Source organism: Paenibacillus ginsengarvi, from assembly GCF_003626695.1.
In the GTDB taxonomy this organism is placed as follows: domain Bacteria; phylum Bacillota; class Bacilli; order Paenibacillales; family NBRC-103111; genus Paenibacillus_AB; species Paenibacillus_AB ginsengarvi.
The window spans coordinates 154,103-170,481 of sequence record NZ_RBAH01000008.1 but is presented as its reverse complement, the minus strand read 5'-3'; the positions used below and the strand labels follow the sequence as shown (position 1 = coordinate 170,481).

At 52.3% G+C, this 16,379-nt stretch carries 12 protein-coding genes; 6 read left to right on the top strand and 6 right to left on the bottom strand.

The window, feature by feature from the left end:
• Window positions 1-100 precede the first annotated feature (100 nt).
• Together D7M11_RS13345 and xerS are read left to right on the top strand one after the other, a co-directional pair.
• Window positions 101-322 carry a hypothetical protein gene (locus tag D7M11_RS13345; RefSeq protein ID WP_120747719.1) on the top strand — a complete coding sequence of 74 codons (222 nt, stop codon included), beginning with the start codon at window positions 101-103 and terminating at the stop codon, window positions 320-322.
• A 64-nt stretch (window positions 323-386) separates the two neighbouring features.
• A complete protein-coding gene (xerS, locus tag D7M11_RS13340; protein ID WP_120747718.1) occupies window positions 387-1,460 on the top strand; it encodes a tyrosine recombinase XerS in 1,074 nt (357 codons plus the stop codon).
• A gap of 17 nt (window positions 1,461-1,477) precedes the next feature.
• On the opposite strand, the gene D7M11_RS13335 is transcribed toward xerS, so the two are convergent.
• Together D7M11_RS13335 and D7M11_RS13330 are read right to left on the bottom strand one after the other, a co-directional pair.
• Complete coding sequence (locus tag D7M11_RS13335; RefSeq protein WP_120747717.1) at window positions 1,478-2,860, bottom strand: extracellular solute-binding protein; 1,383 nt, start codon at window positions 2,858-2,860, stop codon at window positions 1,478-1,480.
• Between the two features lie 138 nt (window positions 2,861-2,998).
• Window positions 2,999-4,327, bottom strand: coding sequence for an ABC transporter substrate-binding protein (locus D7M11_RS13330; RefSeq protein ID WP_120747716.1), 1,329 nt, complete (start codon window positions 4,325-4,327; stop codon window positions 2,999-3,001).
• A gap of 596 nt (window positions 4,328-4,923) precedes the next feature.
• Between D7M11_RS13330 and D7M11_RS13325 the strand changes: the two genes are divergently transcribed.
• Window positions 4,924-5,340, top strand: a complete 417-nt coding sequence (locus D7M11_RS13325; RefSeq protein WP_240041103.1) for a C40 family peptidase — start codon at window positions 4,924-4,926, stop codon at window positions 5,338-5,340.
• A 101-nt stretch (window positions 5,341-5,441) separates the two neighbouring features.
• Here the strand turns inward: D7M11_RS13325 and D7M11_RS13320 are convergent, their stop codons facing one another.
• A complete protein-coding gene (locus D7M11_RS13320) occupies window positions 5,442-6,500 on the bottom strand; it encodes an LCP family protein (RefSeq protein WP_120747715.1) in 1,059 nt (352 codons plus the stop codon).
• A gap of 282 nt (window positions 6,501-6,782) precedes the next feature.
• Here D7M11_RS13320 and D7M11_RS13315 point away from each other — a divergent pair, with 282 nt between their 5' ends.
• Entirely contained in the window at window positions 6,783-8,066 is a 1,284-nt protein-coding gene (locus D7M11_RS13315; protein WP_120747714.1) for a PASTA domain-containing protein, read from the top strand.
• A gap of 57 nt (window positions 8,067-8,123) precedes the next feature.
• Here D7M11_RS13315 and D7M11_RS13310 read toward each other — a convergent pair whose 3' ends face one another.
• On the bottom strand, window positions 8,124-8,324 hold the full coding sequence (locus tag D7M11_RS13310; RefSeq protein ID WP_120747713.1) for a copper ion binding protein: 201 nt from the start codon (window positions 8,322-8,324) through the stop codon (window positions 8,124-8,126).
• A 257-nt stretch (window positions 8,325-8,581) separates the two neighbouring features.
• On the opposite strand from D7M11_RS13310, the gene D7M11_RS13305 reads away from it, so the two are divergent.
• Window positions 8,582-9,631 (top strand): cation diffusion facilitator family transporter, encoded by a 1,050-nt coding sequence (locus D7M11_RS13305; RefSeq protein ID WP_120747712.1) that lies wholly within the window; start codon window positions 8,582-8,584, stop codon window positions 9,629-9,631.
• 131 nt (window positions 9,632-9,762) lie between these two features.
• Here D7M11_RS13305 and D7M11_RS13300 read toward each other — a convergent pair whose 3' ends face one another.
• A complete protein-coding gene (locus D7M11_RS13300; RefSeq protein WP_120747711.1) occupies window positions 9,763-12,801 on the bottom strand; it encodes a TIM-barrel domain-containing protein in 3,039 nt (1,012 codons plus the stop codon).
• 258 nt (window positions 12,802-13,059) lie between these two features.
• Here D7M11_RS13300 and D7M11_RS13295 point away from each other — a divergent pair, with 258 nt between their 5' ends.
• A complete protein-coding gene (locus tag D7M11_RS13295; protein ID WP_120747710.1) occupies window positions 13,060-14,910 on the top strand; it encodes a right-handed parallel beta-helix repeat-containing protein in 1,851 nt (616 codons plus the stop codon).
• A 159-nt stretch (window positions 14,911-15,069) separates the two neighbouring features.
• On the opposite strand, the gene D7M11_RS13290 is transcribed toward D7M11_RS13295, so the two are convergent.
• Window positions 15,070-16,359, bottom strand: coding sequence for an ABC transporter substrate-binding protein (locus D7M11_RS13290; protein ID WP_120747709.1), 1,290 nt, complete (start codon window positions 16,357-16,359; stop codon window positions 15,070-15,072).
• Window positions 16,360-16,379 lie beyond the last annotated feature (20 nt).

The window sequence follows — 16,379 nt, the reverse complement described above, 5'->3', positions numbered from 1 at the left end:
TTGTGCGGGCGATGCGGACATACGTCCTACGCGCTCCTCCCCTTTCGGGGGCAAGATTTCTTTGCCAAAATGAGGTATAGTGGAAATGGAGGTGATTCGCATGTCCGTAATCCGAAACGGCCACGTACTAAAGCTTGAGGACGGCTCTTATTATATCGAAGAGGCTCCTTTTAAGACGTCCAAGATGGAAGACGCCCAGCTGTACTTTAAATATTTCGATCTGATGGAAGCTCAGGCCAGAGCGAAGATGAATACGAATATGGAATCTTCCATGCAGCGCGTATCGTTCACAATAACGATCTTACCCGAATCCGATTTTTGATTGTTTACATAACATTTATTATGTTAACAATAATCCATCCTTGTAAGGAGGCGCTTTCCGTCCGATGAATGTCATTAAGCAAAAAGACCGCCAGGAACTGGATAAAAAAGTGCCGTTCATGCCCTGGTACGTGGATAAATTCATTAATTACAAGCTGCCGGACCTTTCCCCTTCCTCCCTACTGGAATACGTGCGCGATTATGAAACGTTCTTCAACTGGCTGCTCGCCGAAGGCTTGAGCGAAGGACCAACGATCCGGGATATCCCGATCGACGTGTTAGAGAAGCTGCGGATGGACCATATCGATTCGTATCGGATGTTTCTCGCCACCAAGAAGGACCAAGCCAATACGAAAACGACGATCTCGCGCAAGCTGTCCTCCCTTCGCTCCTTGTTCCATTACCTCAGCCAAATCGCCGAGGACGACGACTTCTATCCGCTCTTGAAGCGAAATGTAATGGCCAAGGTGGAGATCAAACGAACGCACAAGCCGAAGGATACAGCCGCCAAGCTGGAGGGCAAGCTGCTTCAGGAGAAGGAAATCGAGGAATTTATCGGCTTTTTGAAGTCGGGTTATCCGCAGGCCGTTTCCGCCAACAAGCAAGCGCTGTACGCTTATGAGATGAATCGCATTCGCGATGTGTGCATCATCAGTATCATTCTGAACTCAGGACTTCGCGTATCGGAGGTCGTCAATTTAAACGCCGACGATATGGATTTGAAGAAAAAGCTCGTATACGTGTACCGCAAAGGGAAAAACGACGAAACGTTCAAAACGCCGGTTTATTTCCGCCAAGACGCCATCGCCGATCTGCTGGCTTATCTGGATATCCGTCAGCTTCGCTACAATCCGGACAAAAAAGAAAAAGCCTTGTTTCTCGCCGTTGCGAACGGGTCGAAAGAAGGCAAACGAATGACGAAGCGGGCCATTCAGGAAATGGTTATCAAATACGCCAAATATTTTGGCAAACCGTATTTATCTGTACATAAGCTGCGGCATTCGTTCGCCACCGACTATTATATGCGCAACGACCTGTACAAGACGCAGGATCAGCTCGGCCACGCTTCCCCGGATACGACGCAAATCTACGCTCATCTGACCGATAAAACAATGGCGGAAGCGATTGACAAATCGTAAGCGGTATGTCCTCCACTTCAGCTCGAGGCTACGACGGGCGACAGCAGCTCTTCGAGGCGTCCGCTGAAGTGGTCTTCGCTTTCAAGTCCGGCGAAGTACAGCTTGACCTCCCTTTCGATCGTGCGGAACTGCATGTCGCCGATTCCCAGATCGGTGAAATAGCGGAACGACGGGACGATTTCCCGGAACAGCGAGAAACGGGACGGGCGATAGATCGTCTCCTCCCCTACCCATTCCGCAGCCGATTTCAGGGCGGGCAAGCTGTACGTTTGCTGCCGGATCGACAGCTGCGCCGTCTCCGAGGTCAAAAAGCGGACGAGCGAACGCGCCGCTTCCTTGTTCTGCGACTTACTGTTTATGGCGAGACCGATACTCATGAGCAGCGTAGCGGGATTCCCGAAATGCGGTACCGGCGAAATATCGAAACGGATCGGCGTTTCCATCATAAAGTTCAGATGAAAATAACTGGTCATAATGATCGAAGCTTTGCCCTGCAGGAACAAATGTTCGACATCCCCATTGTTGATATTGTCGGACAAGATCGGGAAGTGCTCCTGCACCTCGCGGCAAAAGCGGAACGCCTCCATCATCTCCGTGCCGCTAAGCCGAATGCGCTCCTCCTTCTTCCGCTCGAACGCCCCTCCCCGCTGCAGTAAAAGCACCGACCAACGGTTGGCGGACAAGAAATGATAATAAAAGCCAAGCCGTTCGTTCGGAATCGCAAGCTGTGAAGCCGTATCGAACAGCCTTTCCCAGCTCCAGCCCCCATCCGGCTCATGCAGCCTTTTCTCGCGGAAGTGATCCCGGTTGTAGCATAACACGACCGGCGAAAAAATAAACGGCTGCACCAGCAGCTCGCCCTCAAACGTAAAAGCGTCTGTCAAATACGGATAAATATCCGGGTCCGGCTGCTGCGGCTCCATGATGTCGGCCCAGCCCAGCTCGAGATAAGCCCGGAAATGATTGTAGTTTAGCGTCATGACATCAAGCATTCCGTTATCCAGAAACCGCTTGATCACATCGGGATGTTCGTTCGTAAACGGAATCGCCTGGACCCGGATATCGGGGTGCTGCTCATGAAACTTCTCCAGCAGCCGGTCGATCCCGGTTTCGCGGGGAATGGACGTGTAATAGCCGATATTTAATAGGGTCGGCCCGCTTTCGCGGGCCGGACCGATCACTTTATTGCCGACTCTCGGAATTTTGACGATCAGCCCTTCGGCTACGAGCTGCTCCAAGCCTTTGCGGACCGTCAGATTGCTCAGCCCGTACTGCTTGGAAAACTCCCGTTCGGACGGCAAATATTCGCCGGGTTGTCGGCGGCCTTGCCCGATCTCTTCCCGCAGCGTTTGAACTAGCTCGTCCAGACGGGACGTGTGGCGGCCGGGGCGGTTTTCCATAAGTTAACCTCCAGATTGCGGAACCGGATGTGTCTATAGTTCCATCATACCATGCGCAAGTACACGGAACAATAACGCGGCTTGTGCATGGCTGCTGCCTATTCCCTAGAAGGAACGTCGGGATGCGAGCCGATCTGCCTACTTGCTTTCCAGCATGTTTTTGTTCAGCTTCTCGTCTGCTTCACGCAGAGCCGAGTTAATATCGACGCCTTCCTTCATCACTTTCTTGAATGCTTCCTGCGATACCGTCGATCCGTAAGCCGCATATTTGCTCGGCGGTACCGGAGCAGCAGGCGTGGACAAGAAGAACGCTTTCAGGTTTTTGCCTTGAACGTACGGCAAGTTTTTCGCCAGCTCGTCTTGGACCGATTTCGTGGTAACGATCGGGAAGCGTGCATTTCGGGACATCTCGGTCTGCACTTCGTCGCTAAGAATGCTCGAAATAACCTGGAAAGCTTGATCCTTGTACTTGCTCTGTTTCGTAACGTGCAGGACCCATTCGTCGACCTGCATGCTAATATTCGGTTTCTCCTTAAACTGCGGATACTGCACAATATCCCAGTTGATGCCGTTTATACTCTTGAAGTTCGGCAAGTAGTTCAGACCCGGGTACATAGCCAACGTCCGATCCTTGCTGAACTGATCGAAGGCGCTCGGCACCCAGCGGTAGTTTTCGTTGCCCGGAATGTCGTAGATCGATTTCATCAGCGTAAATACGCGCTTCCACGGCTCCGTATCGAGCGACGCCTTGTTCGACTTCGTATCAACATAACCGGCGGACAGGACGGATACGAGCCGGCTCGGCACATCAGGTTCGAGGCCGCGGTATTGGGTTTCTCCTTCTTTGCGGGTCAGCTTGATCGAGAGATCCTTCATCTCTTCCCAGGTCATGCCGTCCTTCGGATAACCGACGCCGAATTTGTCGAAGATGTCTTTGTTGATGTAGGTTGCGCTATACTGGATCGTCCAGGGCAAGCCGATCAAGTAATCGTTACCGCTTGTCGTTTTGACGGCGTCGAGCCCGGCTTTGCTGATTTTCGACGTGTCGAATTTATGCGATTTGATTAGCGGCTCCATATTGTCGGCAAGCCCCAGATCCGTATACGTGTTAATGATCGGCGAAGCGGACTGGACGATATCCGGAATGACGCCGGTGGCGATTACTTTATCGAGCGATGTCTCGGTCAGGTTGATCCATTCGAACGAAATGTTCGGATATTTTTTCTTCACCGGATCGACAATGTACTTCTGACGTTCTTCCTCGCTCAGCCAGGAGAAGTTGATGGCAAACTTCAGCGTAACCGGATCGGTGCTTACCTTGACCGGAGCGTCCGCGGCAGCAGGCGGCGGAACGTCCTTCGGCTGGTTTGCTTCCTTGGCGGGTTCTTTGCCGCCGCCGGTGCAAGCGGAAATCAGCAACATGCTTACCATACTCGCACCGAACAACATCGATGTTTTTTTGTTCAAGTTCGTGCCCTCCCTTTTTTCGACAAAACGAATGATTTCGTTATATGTAAGGACGCCAAATAAGCGTCGTTTACAACTGTAAGCGTTCTCTTTTCATTTCGCCAAACGATATCCGATTTGCTTGTACGGATACTTATCGTAAAATCAGAAAACCATAACTGCTTTCAATACGTAGTCTTTAATCTTTCGTGATTTATATGTGATTTCGTTTCTAACGTGATTATAGATAGAAAAATAAACGAAGTCAACATCGTTTTTTACAAAAACAACAAAAAAAAGATCTGTAATTTCATCGTGATTTAAATGAAACCTGCAGAAATAATCCATTGTAAACGCAGACAATCACGATGTCAATGAGAACGCTCTCATATTTTTCTAATTGATTTTTCATAATCGCCGTTTTTCCGTTGCGCGCCATAGGACCGGACAATCGCCGCCAAATATTAGGGAAACCGAACTGTGCTACTGTAGATGCAGGTGATCATCACCCAGTACAAAGCACAGGAGGCACAACCATGAACATCACTTTGCACAATCGTCTTACCAAGTCCGTTTTCGTAGTCGGTATGAGTCTGTCGGTGCTGCTGACTGGCAGCATGTTCGCTACATCCGGCCCGGTTCATGCGGCTTCCGTGTCTACTGCTTCCGCATCGAAGGCGGCGAGCGTAATCGCTACCGGCAAAAAGTACATGGGCGTACCGTATAAATTCGGCTCCAAATCGGGCTCTACCAGCACGTTCGACTGCTCTTCGTTCATGCAATATATTTTTAAGCAAAACGGAATCTCGCTTCCCCGCTCGTCCCGACAGCAATCCAAGGCGGGAACGTACGTTCAGCGCAGCCAGCTGAAGCCGGGCGATCTTGTATTCTTCTACTCGCCTGTTCATCATGTCGCTATGTACATCGGCGGCGGAAAAATTTTGCACACGTACGGCAAAGGCGGGGTCACGATATCCGATCTCAATTCCGGCTGGTGGAACAGCCACTACACAACGGCGCGCCGGGTGCTGTAACCACCGCAATATAATTCTTACTTGAACAAATAAAACGTGAGCAACGCCGATTCATTCTAATGTCGGCTGTTGTTCACGTTTCTTGATCCTTCAAGCGTTATTTACCGATACGTCTCCGTCGTAACCGTACGCGAATCCGTACGCTCCAGGCCGATTACTTTGACAAGCGCGGATGAGTCGGTAAGCGCAGAAAGACCCAGTCTTTCCCGAATCGCGTTCAGCGCTGCGGCCATATCCTTCTCGGTCGGGACGATGTAGGGGCTATCCCATTTGCCTTCCAGCGGAACAAAATCGATCTGCTCCGGCTTCATTTTACGGAACTGCGTAATCCAGTCGCGGATCATCGGCTCCGGCACATCGGTTTTGACGCTTTCGCCTGCAATATCGAGCACATTCCCCCACTGGGTTATTCCGCCGAGCGACGTGAGCTTGTCAAGCAGCTTGCTGACTACCTGATGCTGTCTTTCGTTACGCGCCAAATCCGACGACTCTGCCGTCCCCATATTCGATTTGCGGTAGCGGACGAAATCCAGCGTTTTTTTGCCGTTCAGCAGTTGTACGCCTTTCTTCAAATCGATATCCGTCCCGTCCTCCTCGTCGACATATTTCATATTCATATCGACGTCGATTTGCAATCCGCCGAGAGCGTCGACCAGCTTCCGAAAACCGTCGAAGTCGATAATCGCCATATAGTCGATCGGAAGACGAAATAAATCGCTGAAAAAGGTTTTTGTATTTGTAATCGCACTCGTCTTATCTTTGTTATAATAGTAAGCATAATAGTAGTTCGCTTTTTGCGAGGTCAGCTTCTCCGGTTTGAGCTGTACATCCCGGGGCAGCGACAGGACCGTTGCCGCTTTCTTTTCCGGGTCCAGCGCGACCAGCATCATCACGTCGGTGTTCATCGATCCGCCGCCGCCTTCGCGGTTGTCCACTCCGGCAATGAGGAACAGAATCGGTTTCGCCGCCGCTTTATCCTCAGCCGAGACGGATTCGCATCCGCTGTTTCCGCCCGGAGCGGATATGCGCGTAATCGCATCATTCGCTTTTTTCGTTAAAAAACCGGCGTAGGCCGCGATGCCCACAAGCAATAAACCGCAAACCGCCGCGATCAGAATCCCGGGTCTTCCCAAGTATCGTCTGGACTTTTTTACTCTCATCGGGTGTCTTTCCTTTCAAGGTAAGTTCCGCAGCGCTGTAAAGTGAGCCGTCCCTTTTAATTAGACGAAAGAAGCTGGCAGCAGGTTTACCGTTTGAAAATTTCACAGATTCGTAGCCGTTGCTTATTGAACCTCCACCGGAGACATGGTACACTAATCGAAAATTGTTTACCTCTTGAAAAAATAATTAGGCATAATCGTTAAAATAATCCGTACATAAGTCCTAAAACCGGGCATTCTAACGAATAATATGGAATAGGAAAGATGATGGGGTGATTGTAAGTGAAGCCTATTTCAAACCGGTACGAAGTCGTCAAATTACTAACGCCGCTTCATGACGGGTTGCTGTATGAAGGCAAGGACTTGCCGCTTCAGCGAACCGTATTTATTTATACAGTAAATAGGGATGGCGAATCGGCCGTTCAGGATTACATCCGCGGACTTGGACATGCGGCCGCTCAAGGGGCGACGGAATCGCCGTTCCTTCACGTGCTGGATGCCGAAGTCGGCGGCGGTACGATTCAGGTCATTATTTCTTATAAACCGGGCTATTCGCTTCAGCATTTTATTCGGCACCATAAGCCGTCCGTTCCGGACGCGCTTGGAATGGCCGCACATTTGGGGCAGGCTTTGCTGGATGCGGCCGAAGAGCGTTTGCTGCACTTCTCCATCGAGCAGGACAACTTATGGATTACCGAAGACGGCACGATCAACGTCCTGAATACTTGGGATCAAGCGGATCCGGATCAGCGGCTGTCGAGAGGTCTCGCACTGCTGCTGTTTCGGCTGCTTACCGGCACGGATCATGTTCCGGAAGACAAGGAAGCGTTCGTTTCTTCGCTGCGCAAAAGCTTATCGGGCACTCCTTCCCTGCAAAGAGAGGAATTGCTCAAGACGGTAACGGACGCGTGGACGGAAAGAATTACGCTTGCGGCTCTTGTCCGCCATCTTCGCTCGGCCTTGGCCTTGCCGATTCCCGACCTATCTGCTGCTCGCGTACCTCTAGTAAAGACCGATTCCGCAGAGATCGTCGAACCGGGGACCGAATCTCAGATTCAGGACGAGGACCCGCCGAAGCGGCAGCGTTTGTTTCAATTCGGCAAAAAACTCTGGATTGGACTCGGGCTGTCTGCGGTAGGCGCGGCCGTATTCATAGGCGTATTTGCACTGCTTATCGAGACGATGAACCGGGGACCGAAGGAGAACGTTGCCAAGGAAGTGGCCGCCAGCGAGAAGGTCGAGCAAACCAAACCTCCCGCCAAACCGGCGGATACGACTCCACCGAAGGAGAAAACGGACACGACGTCGCGTACGGGAACAGGCACAGGAAACCGTACGGGCACGGATGCAGCCAATCCGCGAGTCGGCATGCCGACGCTGACTGGTTTGTCGCAGGCGGACGCCGAAAAAGCCGCTCTGGATTCCGGCCTCCGCTACACGTATTATTTGGAAACAACCGAACATGCGGTCGGCACCGTGTTCAAGCAGGAGCCTCGTGCCAATGAGCTTGTGGAGAAGGGCAGCAGCGTTACGTTCTGGATCAGCAAAGGTCCGGCCCAGCGGTAATACGAAAAGCAGAAGAGCGCCCCGGCTAGGGAGCGCTCTTCTGGTGTTGACCGGCATTTATACAACATCGTAGCCTTGATCTTCGATCGCTTCTTTAATGATGGCTATTGAGAGCTTGCTGTCGTCGAACTCCACTTGAACGGAATGATGACTGAGATCGACCTTGGCCGATGCTCCAAGCTGACCCACTGCCTTCTCTATCGCGCTGACGCAATGGTTGCAGGACATCCCATTTACTTTCAGATTGACACTCTTCATTTCGCTTCCTCCTTATGTAACCGCATGGTTTGAACCGGTCCATAGTCACTTTAATGTACATTCCCCCTCGAGGGTATGTCAAGTGATGCGCGATCGGATCGGTCAACGTTAATGCTTGACGCCGATGTCCTAGTTAGAATCCGTTGGTTTGGTGCAGACTAATAAGAATGCCGAACTCCCCTCTTGCATCCTGCCTCGACACGGAATATAATACATATGAATAGTTGTTCATATATTGAATTTAGGAGGTCGTGTTCATGGCACAATCGATCCCACGCAAACAACGCTTTGATCAGAACCAAGTCGCTGAACAAGAGCATCGCCATCATGACACACATCAGCACGACCATGATCACGATCATGATCACAGTGACGTTCATGCGCACGATCACGACCACGGGCATTCCCATGCCCACGGTATCGGACACCATCATCATGGGCCGAACAACCGGAGAGGACTAACGATCGCTTTAGGGATTACCTCCTCCATTCTCATTCTGGAATTTGTCGGTGGGTTGCTTACGAACAGCCTGACCCTTCTCTCCGACTCCGGACATATGCTCAGCGATGCGGCTTCCCTGGCGTTAAGCCTTGTCGCGATGTGGTTTGCCGCCAAGCCGGCCGCTCCGAACAAAACGTACGGCTACTACCGGTTTGAAATTTTGGCAGCTTTGTTTAACGGGGCTACGCTGTTTCTTATCGCCGGCTTTATTATCTGGGAAGCCTACCATCGGTTCTTGAATCCTCCCGTCGTGTCCAGCGGCTCCATGATGTTGATCGCTTCGATCGGCCTGTTAGCCAATCTGGCCAGCGCTTGGGTGCTCGTTCGCAAAAGCGACGTGAAAAGCAACATCAATGTTCGCAGCGCTTATCTGCATGTGCTGGGCGATGCACTCGGTTCGGTTGGTGCGATACTCGCCGGATTGATTATGCTCCTGTTCAAATGGTATATAGCCGATCCGATCATCAGCGTTCTGGTCGCCCTGCTTATTCTGCGAAGCGCCTGGGGGGTTATCATACAAGCGGTTCATATCCTAATGGAAGGCACGCCGATTACGATCAACAGCGAAGCCGTGAAGCAATCGCTTCTAGTCATCGAAGGCGTCCGGGACGTGCACGATCTTCACATTTGGACCATAACGTCCGGTTTGGACTCTTTGACCTGTCATCTCCTCGTCGCTGAAGATGCCGATGACCAGACGATTCTTCAGCAGGCCGTTGATCTGCTCGAGCGGGAATACAAAATCAAACACGCCACGATTCAAGTCGAAACGTCCCGCCTGCAGCACGGCGATATGAAAGTATAAGAAAAACGTCAATCGACGTATTCCAAGGATGAGCGACCGCATTTTAGTGGTAGTTTTTCTTGGTTCAGAACCTCGTACTTCGCTTTAACGCTTTAGCGAAGTTAAACTTTCTGAATCATTAAAACAGCGGCTCAGCACCGTTCCTGTTTGAAGCTGACCGGCGGCTCCCCCCAATATTTGCTGAAAGCTTTTGAGAAATTACCGGCATCCTTGAAGCCGCAGAGGGACGCGGCATCATATACTTTGTGGCCCTCTCTCAGCAGTTGCTTGGCCCGCATCATCCGCATCGAGATGACATAATCGTAATAGTTGCGGCCGGTTTCCTTTTTGAACAGCCGGCTGATATGAACCGGATGCAGCGCGAAACGTTCGGCCATCGCATTTAGCGACAAGTCACGCTCGGGCTCCCGCATCGCGAGCTCGAGCAGCTCGCGGATAACCGGATGTTTCGCCCCGGGATGGGGCGTTTCCATTTGCCTGACAAGCCGGCTCACGAGCCGCTGAAGCAGCTCGTAGCCTTGTTCGGGCTTTTGCAGTTGCGCCAGTTCATAGGCTTCATCCTCCATGCGCTTAAAGGCATCCGCGGATGTCCATCCGCTTCGCTCCGCCTGCCGCACAATCAGGTAACAGCCTTTCATTACATGCAGCTGCCAAACGGCAGCGGCTTGTTTCATTTTCGCCCCCCACCATACGGTCAAAGCCGCTTCCGCAACCCGCAGCTCGCCCGATTCCAAAGCGGCGGCGAAAGCATTGTCCGCTTCAAGGTCGTCTGAAATCGCGTCCCCCCCGCCACCTGCGGCATCGCTTATCCCCCGGCCAAGCATACTGGCCGCTGGCCCGCCGAACGGATCGACCGACGCCACCGATCTGCTCTCGGCCCCGGTGCGAGCGGTAGCCGAGCGGCCGCTTTTCGGCGGATGAACGATTTCGATGCAAACGCCATCTTCGCCGAACTCGGCTTCCGCTACATGGAATCTGACCGTCCCCGTCAAACGATCGTACCGCCAGCTCCGGAACGGATCGGCTTTATTCCGCGCTGTGCGGTCCGGACGGCGCTCCCCTCCCACCCGAACCGCTGCAGGCTTGGCGTTAGTGCGAACAATGAGCTCGTAGCTCCGCTTGACCGTCATGCCGGTGAATGTTCCCTTGCGCTTTGCAATGCGAACTGTCGTCATCGCTTGATCCGACGCGCACTCCAAACACGTTTGGACGGATGCCCCCGCCAAATAGTCGAACGAAACGCCGTCGTCTTCATACAAGAGAAAGCTCCCGTGAGCTCCGGGGTATATATCCAGCGTGAGCGTCTCAACCCGCCGCTCACCGATATAGTCCATCGGCGGCCACATCGGAATAATCGCCCCGGCGCGCACGAACATGGGTCCGCCCGCTTCGGGAGGAACGCTTACTTCGATCAGGCACGGACCGCTGTGACGTTTCCCCGTCCAATAATCGAACCAGACCCCTTCCGGCAAATAAACGCTCTCGGTATAAACGGCGACGAGCAAAAAATCGCCTAGCATGTACTGTCCATCCAGCTCCCGGCAATGCCGGTCCCGCGGATACATAAGCGGCATAGCCCGCGCAATCGGCATCCCGGTGCGTGCGGCAGCATGAGCGGCCGAATATAGATACGGGATTAGACTGTAGCGCAATCGCGCATAGCGCTGAAACAGCTCCTGCAACGGATGCTCCAGAAAGTCCGGATGCTGGAAATGATCCATACTGTTAATTCGCGACAAGGCCAGCAAAAAATCGGCGTGAATGCCTTCGCGCGAAATGAGATGCATGTTCGTTGTCGTATGGACATGACCGGAAAGACCGTAATGAAGTATTGCCACGATCGCGTGCTTTGCGGTGTAAAACGTCCCTGTCGTACTGGCCGCAAACCGCTGCATCCCCAAATACCCTCGCTCTATATGGATCGCCGGCCGCCTGTTCGTCTGTTTCAAGAAGCCGGCATACATTTGCTTGCAGAGCAAAACCGGGTAAAGATTATGCAGCTCGGCGCTGCTCATACCATTCCCCCAGATTCGCCCGGGATCGCCGTGCATCGGGTTATTCGGGTGCAGGACAAATGCCGACACGCCGTCATCGACAAACTTGCGCAAGTGCTCGTACCACGAATCTTCATGAAGAGGCTGCTCGTCCTCTCCGTATCCGTCGTTGCGATCTTCCCATTTCGCCCTCCTATTCTCGCGGGCCAGCCGCTCTTCGAGCACCGTCAAATCGTAATCGCAGCCCAAAGCCAGGCTCAGCTTGAACCCTTGCTTGTGCAATATGCCGATAAAGGAAACTTGGCGCAGCAGATCGTTCGTACTTGTCGGGAATCGAACCGGATGCCATCGTTTCGTCGTCGAGAAGTCTTTTGCCCGCTCCATCCAATCGTCATTCAGGCCGATCAAATCGCAGGGAGTCCCGGCGCGGCGAAATTTGATCGCATCGTCCAGCACATCGCGGGCGCTGGACCCGATCCGCGAGCAAAAGTTCAGTCCGTACATCCAGATTGGCAGCAGGGGCGGTTTTCCCGCAACGTTAGTGTAAGCGTCTAACAGCTCCGCATAGTCGTTACCTGCGAAAAGAAACAAGTCCAGCTCGCCGGTAAGCCCTTCGATCAGCAGCTCGTTTTCGTTCGAAGCTCCAATATCGAACAGATGGCGCCATGTCGTATTCACCATAACGGCCCAACCGCTCGAGCTCATCAGGAAAGGAATCGGGGCGCTCGCCCACAGCTGTTTTTCTCCCCACATCTCGACACGCAAGCCGCGCCGTTGCAGCCGCTCCGGGGCGATGTTGCCAAGCCCGTACAACGCTTCGTCACCCCCCAGCCGAAAACGTACGCCGAACCCGGACTTATCGCTCGACCAGGGGGAGGCGCTCGTCGCCACCCGTTCTTCCCCATCCGCCCCGAACAAGCGGAACTGCCCGTCTCTGCCGTCCATTCGCAGCATCGCTTGTCCGCTACGAATTTCCACAACGGTCCCGGGAGGCGCCTTGCAAGCACCTCTCTCCGTCTCCAAGATAGCGCTTACAATTTGATAGCGCGTTAAAGCAGGCTCTGCAAAAAGTCCCGTCTCATTCAACCTGACCCGGAAAGAACCCGGCGCTATCGTCTGCACCCGCATCCATCCCCCGCTTGCAAGCGACAGCAAGAAATCTTTCGGCTCCCCCATCCCCACGCCCCCTTCATTGCCTTCATTATAGCATGGCGAAACGAAAATGTTAAAAATTCACATGAAAAATGAAGAAGCATTTGGTTAAAAACCTACATCTCAGCATTTGCAATTGCCATGTACGTCTCATCCGGGCGTACTCTATACTTGAATTGCGGCAATCGTCAGATATCGATTACTGATACGGGGCCTTCGCATCTCGAAGCAGCCGCAAAACTTTACTGAATAACTCATTCCATTAATAGGAGGAGCAATAAGATGGCCAATATGACTAGGAGAAAGCTGCTGGCCGCCATCGGCGCAACAGGAGCGGCGACCTTATTTTACAAAGCTTCCGTCGGTACGACGAGCGGAATGGAGACATCGGTTTGGGAGGCTACATACAACAAGGGCAAGTCCGGACCGAAATGGTTGGAAACCGAAATATGCATTTCGACAACCATAAGCGAGCTGCGGGCGGAAACGTCTCCTAAGGAAGGGATACCCTATTATGTAACCGACCCGGGAATGGAAGGATTTTTTCTCTACGATCCTCTAGACGCAGCATCGCCCGACAATACGGGAACGGTTCTCGTCTCAACATCGGGCGCCCGCTTCAAGCGGATTGTGGAGCAGTCATTCGTCAACGTGAAATGGTTCGGCGCAGCGGGAAACGGCACGACCGACGATACGGCGGCGATCAACGCGGCCATCGGCGATGGCAATGTGACGGTATATATTCCGGAAGGAACGTACATGATCCGGGCCGATGCAACAAGCGTGGGTCAATTAAATGCGGGCATCCAAGCGAAGAACAACACGACAATCGTGATAAGCCCTTCGGCTATTTTGAAAGCGTTTCCGTCGGCAACGCCTAGATATACGATCATTAATATTTTCGGCAAAACCAATGTCACCATCGAAGGCGGCGGCAAAATCATCGGGGAACGAAACGAGCATCCGGGGACAACGGGACAATGGGGCTATGGCATTGCGATCGGCGGATCGGACCGCGTGCTCGTGCGCGACTTGTACATCGCGGATTGCTGGGGAGACGCTTCCGTTGTCGGATATTATCTGACCCAGAGCAACGCTGCCCGCAATATTACGTTCCAGAACGTGATTTGCGACAATAACCGCCGGCAAGGAATCAGCGTCACCTGCGCCGAGAACGTGCGGATCGAGAGCTCCACGTTTGTCAATACGCACGGACATGCCCCGGAGTTTGGCATTGATCTCGAGCCGGACCCCGGCAGTTTCGTTCGCCGAGTGACCGTTGCCAACTGTTTATTCCAAAACAATACTGGTGGCAGCTTTACGATGAACGGGACGTTAGGAACAGTCGAATACGTCGAATTTATCGGAAACACGCTCATCGGCCCCGCCTCCCGTATTAACGGACTGTTGACGCAAAACGTCGCCCTGAAAGGCAACATTATGTCCGACTCGATCAACAGGTCCTTGTGGATCAGCAAATCGACCAATTATACGATAGAGGGGAACCTGATTCAAAATTGCAACGGCATCGGCATCTGGCTGGAAAATGCAAGCTCGATCAGCATTACGAATAACCACCTCTACAACATTGCGACCAACACCATTCGGCTTTCCGGGACTACCAACTATTGCCTGGTGGCCAACAACGTGATCGATGAAAGCGGAAGCGCTGCGTCAAGCACAAGTGTTATGATTGTAGACAGTGCAAGCTTCAATACCATCCAGGGCAACACGGTGCAAAACCGGTTCAAGCACGCCGGAACGGCAAAGGGCGGAACGACCACTTCGATTGTGCTGGACAATGCCGCTTCCGCCACAAGCGGAGAGTACAACACGATGACGGTTTATTTGGTCGGCGGAACCGGTGCGGGCCAAAAAAGAAAAATCTCATCTTACGACGGTACGACGCAAACCGCCGTTTGTACGCCGGCCTGGACCGTCGCCCCGGACGCTTCGTCCGAATATGTAATTCGCTATGGCCCCATGGACGGTATACGCGTGAATTCTCCGCAGTCCAAATATAACATCATTCACAACAACCAGCTTTTATTCGGCACAACGCTCTACAATTCAAACGGAATTGCAGATCAAGGAACAGGCACGTCCGTGCTTGGAAACGTGTCGCTGGAATAGCGGATTGGATCGATCAGACAAATCAAAAACTCCCTGCTTGGCAAGGAGTTTTTGATTTATTGCATCTAATAAGTAAACATAACATATAGAAGATAGGACGAGACGACCTCATACATAGGGATTATGGACTGCCGCAAAGACCGTCCGCAACGTTAACGACTACTTCGCCTTTTCCGCCTCGATCTGCTTGTTGACCTCATCTTCGATTTCCCGTAAAGCCGTATTAACATCTTTCCGGTCAACCGCAATGCCTCGCGTCCCTTTTCGGACCAGCGTTGTTTTGGCAATGGTATCATATTGCGTTGCAGGCACGGGGCTATCGATCGTATCTTTGAAAAACGCCTGCACATTTTTTCCGCGCAAGCCTTCGACCCCCGTTCCAAACTCGCTGACGGCCTTCTCGCTCTTGATGATTGGCAAGCGACCCATTCTGGACATCATCGTCTGCATCTCGTCGCTTAGTATATAGTCGATCACTTGAAACGCCTGATCCTTGTATTTACTCGTTGGAGGGATTACAAAGTACGGTGCGTTGAACTGCGATCCCTTATTCTCGAAACCCTTGAAGCGGGGAAGAGACACGACATCCCAGTCGAATCCTCCCTTTGCGGTCACGGCCGGCAGCTCGCTCATATAATTCGGCCCCGTACGCATCGCCAGGGTCTGCTCCTTGACAAATTCGTCCTTCTCCGAAACTTGCCCATTCAAGGCATTGCCCGGGATTGCAAAAAAGGCGGTCATCGTTTCCAGCCAGTGCTTCCACCCATCCGTATTCACCGCCGCTTTCAATGTTTTCTGGTCGATGTACGGCAAGCCCAGCTGGTTTTTGAATACCATATTCGTCTCTTCGAAACGGAACCCTTTGTACTGCACGCCGCCATCCATTCGCGTTACTTGTTTGGCAACATCGAGCAGTCCTTCCCATGTCATGCCGTCCTTCGGATAAGCGACACCAAACTTGTCAAAAATCGTCTTGTTATAAAACAAGGCATTGTTGTTCAGCTCATACGGCATTAAAATGAATCGACCGTCAAAATCCGAAAATGACCTCACATTTTGTTCCACGCCATCAGCCAATCGCGTCAAGTCGAAACCATGTTTTTGAAGAAGCGGTGTCATATCCGACACAAGTTGTAAATCTTTCAGCTTCGTTACGCCACCCAACGAGTATGAAATGAGGTCGGGTACCTGACCGGCACTGATCATATTTTCAATTTTGACTTCTCCGCCGTCGACGGTCGTTTTTAACTTTATATGAGGAAATTTTTTAGCGACCGCCTCGTGAACCTGTTCTACGAGCATAACCGAGTTGCTGGCCGCATAAAAATGGAGCGTCACCGGTTCAGTAGGTATTTCCGCGGATGGTTGTGCTTCTTTCTCCGAGCAGGCCGCCATTGCTGCCGCAAAAATCAAAACAGCGGATAACTTCCCACGTTTCATAGTAATCATGGATAGACCCCCTATTTATT

Coding starts and splice junctions, on each gene's coding strand:
- D7M11_RS13320 (WP_120747715.1), bottom strand. CDS start 6,500: ATGAGAGTAAAAAAGTCCAGACGATACTTGGGAAGACCCGGGATTCTG.
- D7M11_RS13305 (WP_120747712.1), top strand. CDS start 8,582: ATGGCACAATCGATCCCACGCAAACAACGCTTTGATCAGAACCAAGTC.
- D7M11_RS13310 (WP_120747713.1), bottom strand. CDS start 8,324: ATGAAGAGTGTCAATCTGAAAGTAAATGGGATGTCCTGCAACCATTGC.
- D7M11_RS13290 (WP_120747709.1), bottom strand. CDS start 16,359: ATGATTACTATGAAACGTGGGAAGTTATCCGCTGTTTTGATTTTTGCG.
- D7M11_RS13325 (WP_240041103.1), top strand. CDS start 4,924: ATGTTCGCTACATCCGGCCCGGTTCATGCGGCTTCCGTGTCTACTGCT.
- D7M11_RS13295 (WP_120747710.1), top strand. CDS start 13,060: ATGGCCAATATGACTAGGAGAAAGCTGCTGGCCGCCATCGGCGCAACA.
- D7M11_RS13300 (WP_120747711.1), bottom strand. CDS start 12,801: ATGGGGGAGCCGAAAGATTTCTTGCTGTCGCTTGCAAGCGGGGGATGG.
- xerS (WP_120747718.1), top strand. CDS start 387: ATGAATGTCATTAAGCAAAAAGACCGCCAGGAACTGGATAAAAAAGTG.
- D7M11_RS13345 (WP_120747719.1), top strand. CDS start 101: ATGTCCGTAATCCGAAACGGCCACGTACTAAAGCTTGAGGACGGCTCT.
- D7M11_RS13335 (WP_120747717.1), bottom strand. CDS start 2,860: ATGGAAAACCGCCCCGGCCGCCACACGTCCCGTCTGGACGAGCTAGTT.